Origin of the sequence: Synechococcus sp. R55.7, from assembly GCF_047461955.1 — a bacterium.
Classification (GTDB): Bacteria; Cyanobacteriota; Cyanobacteriia; order Thermostichales; family Thermostichaceae; genus Thermostichus.
This window is the reverse complement of the sequence record NZ_JANSIC010000006.1, coordinates 22732-25434: the sequence shown is the minus strand read 5'-3', so window position 1 is coordinate 25434 and position 2703 is coordinate 22732. Positions and strand designations below refer to the sequence as shown.

Genomic DNA, 2703 nt, shown 5'->3' with positions numbered 1-2703 from the left:
GCTGGATCGGGGGCTTGAGCTTTGGCAACTGCCTCCTCCAGTTGGGCCATCACCGTCTCTGCCGGTTCAGCGGAGCGGACGACGTAAAACATTAGGTTAATGGCTTCGTTGGCCGTCAGTTTGAGGGTTTCTTTTCCCTTGGGCACCAGCGCGATCTTGCCATCTGTGGTTGTGATGGCTGTGTGGGATCCCTTAGCCAGAATCTCCCCAGCTTTTTCCAGAGTGACAAGCATATCCGTAGCTCACGGCAGCAGGACATCTACTATCCTATCGAATGTCTTGGGGCAAACGTTCCAGAAGGGTCTAAGCCATTTGGCGGATTGGGTGGGTTCATCATGGGTTGCCATGCTCTGCCAGCCAAGCATACAAGTGGGGAAACAACTTTTGATTGGCCCCTGGGAAGGGAAATTCCGACAGCTCCGCCGGGCTAACCCAGCGCACCTCACTACATTGCAGGGCTTGGGCTTCTCCGCCCAGGTAGCGGCAGATAAAAGCAATAAGAGTAACGGTGAAATGGGTGTAGGCATGTTCGATGGTGGCCAGCGGCGCGACCACCTCGATATCGATGCCGATTTCTTCCTTCACCTCCCGCACTACACACTCGGCAGCCGTTTCTCCCGGCTCGATTTTCCCTCCGGGAAACTCCCACAGCCCGCTGAGCATTGAGCTTTCCAGTCGTCGATCGATAAGGATTTCTTTTCCCCGCAGAACAATGGCAACCGCGATTTGCTTATGAGGACGGGAGGCACGGGGTGCAGACATAGGCAATTGTTGGTGTTGACCTCGATTGTAGGCGCTGCAATCCGCTTGCCAAGGGCACTGGCCACAGTGAGGCTTTTTGGGACGACAGACGGTAGCTCCCAAATCCATCAGGGCTTGGTTAAAAGCCCGCGGCTGCACGGGATCCAACAATTGCTGGGAAAGCTGCCACAGCAGGGACAGACACTGGGACGGAGGCTGCTGCAAAGCCACCAAGCGAGCCAGCACCCGCTTGACGTTGCCATCCAAAATGGGCAAAGGCTGATCGAAGGCAGCGCTGAGAATGCCGCCAGCCGTGGTGCGCCCGATCCCCGGCAGAGCCAACACCTGCTCCAGATCCCTGGGGAACTCACCGTTTCGCTCCCGCATCAAAATTTGGGCAGCTTTGTGCAAGTTCAGGGCCCGCCGGTAGTAGCCCAGGCCCTCCCACAGTTTCAGCACCTGCTGCTGGGGGGCTGCCGCCAATGCTGGGATCCCAGGCAGGGTTTGCATCCAGCGCTGAAAGTAGGGGATAACTGTTGCCACCTGGGTTTGCTGTAACATCACTTCCGAAACCCAAATGGCGTAGGGATCCCGGGTGCGGCGCCAGGGCAGATCCCTTCCGTGGTCACGGTACCAACGTTGAAGAGACTGCCGCAAGCGTTGCAAAGAAGCCTCGTCCCAATTCCCTACCTTGTCCGGGAGGCTTGCAGCGCAGGAAAAGCTGCCCTTAGCTTCTGGAAGAGGCTGAGACTCAAGCCGCGTAAGCAAAGTGCAAAGCCCACCAGATCAGGGCCGAAACCACACCGGCCACAATTCCTGCCGAGATCAAAACGACAATTGGGCTATCCGCCCCCTTGAACTTCATAATGCCGCGATTGTAGTCAGCCATCCTTGCCTCCTACCAGCTCTGGCGTTGGGGTTGCCATGGATGTTGATCGGGATCCAGATCTGCCAGCTCTATTCACAGGGAAAGCTGTGGCGAAGATGTCCCAGTAGAGGTGCTCCGCACCGCCGGCGCAAACATGCCTGGGGAGAAGCACCGTCCTCGGTCATGCATGATACAACCTTAGCATGGAACAGACTTTGACCCTGGTGATTTGGACTGTTTGGAATAACCAGAAGCTAGGCAACCCGCAGGACTAACCGGTCTGCTTCCCACTGTCGAAATAGGTTGAGAAGGTGGTCGGCTCTCTCTTCATGGGCAGCCAGGATCTCAGCGCCAGAACGGGCTTGATTGGCCAAGGGCAGCAGCAGCTCCACCACTTGGTAGCGGGTAGAGGCCATCATCTTGCCAGGGATCCGGGCGATAGGCCAGAAAATATCCATCTTCTGGGTCAGGATCTGGGCCGGATCCAGCTTGCCCAACAGATCTGAAAAGGGGATTTTTTGATCCCAGTAGCGCACGCTGCCATAGCGGACGAACAAGGGGTTGAGTTGCCAGCGGGATCCCTTAAAAAATTCGACTGTAAAGGGATCCCAGTGGTCCACCTTTTTCCCTTGATGGCAACACCAGAAGAGATTTTGCGTGTGATACAGAGGCTCCAGATACTCCATGACCCGCAGTTGGTCGATGCGAGCAAGGGCCTCGTAGCGGCGATGGAACTCCGGGTGGGTGGCGGCAATCAACGGCCTGGCGTTCCAATAGTCCAAGTAGGGGGCTACATCGATAAACTCCAGCCCGGCTTGGGCAAGCAAGTCGGGAATCTCGCCGATGTCGAAAGGAATATCATTGGCATGGAAGAAATTATCGACAATGTTTTCATCTTGTCCATAGTATTCTTGGTGAGCCTTGGCGTGCTTGGCCAAAAGGGAATTGGGGCTGGCTCCCTTCAGCAGTTGCCGCACAAATTCGATCTTTTCTGGGGTTGCAGGTGGGGTGATGCCCAACAACTCCAAGGCTCGCCGAATGCGGTACAGATGCCAACGGCCTGAACGGTTGTAGAGCATCAGCGCCATCACCCC

4 protein-coding genes are annotated in these 2703 nt (G+C 56.3%); all 4 read right to left on the bottom strand.

Annotation, left to right across the window (positions count from 1 at the left end; translation table 11 throughout):
• The coding region (locus NW820_RS00915; protein ID WP_414406425.1) for a hypothetical protein at nucleotides 1–233 on the bottom strand (233 nt) is incomplete at its 3' end.
• A 100-nt stretch (nucleotides 234–333) separates the two neighbouring features.
• The gene (mutY, locus tag NW820_RS00910; RefSeq protein WP_414406424.1) at nucleotides 334–1398 is read right to left on the bottom strand and encodes an A/G-specific adenine glycosylase; all 1065 of its coding nucleotides are present in this window, start codon (nucleotides 1396–1398) and stop codon (nucleotides 334–336) included.
• A 94-nt stretch (nucleotides 1399–1492) separates the two neighbouring features.
• Entirely contained in the window at nucleotides 1493–1630 is a 138-nt protein-coding gene (locus NW820_RS00905; RefSeq protein WP_011432392.1) for a hypothetical protein, read from the bottom strand.
• Between the two features lie 233 nt (nucleotides 1631–1863).
• The coding region (locus NW820_RS00900; RefSeq protein WP_414406423.1) for a class I SAM-dependent methyltransferase at nucleotides 1864–2703 on the bottom strand (840 nt) is incomplete at its 5' end.

What these genes read in the sequence shown, in the direction of transcription:
- NW820_RS00905 (WP_011432392.1), bottom strand. Translation starts at nt 1,630, where the DNA reads ATGGCTGACTACAATCGCGGCATTATGAAGTTCAAGGGGGCGGATAGC.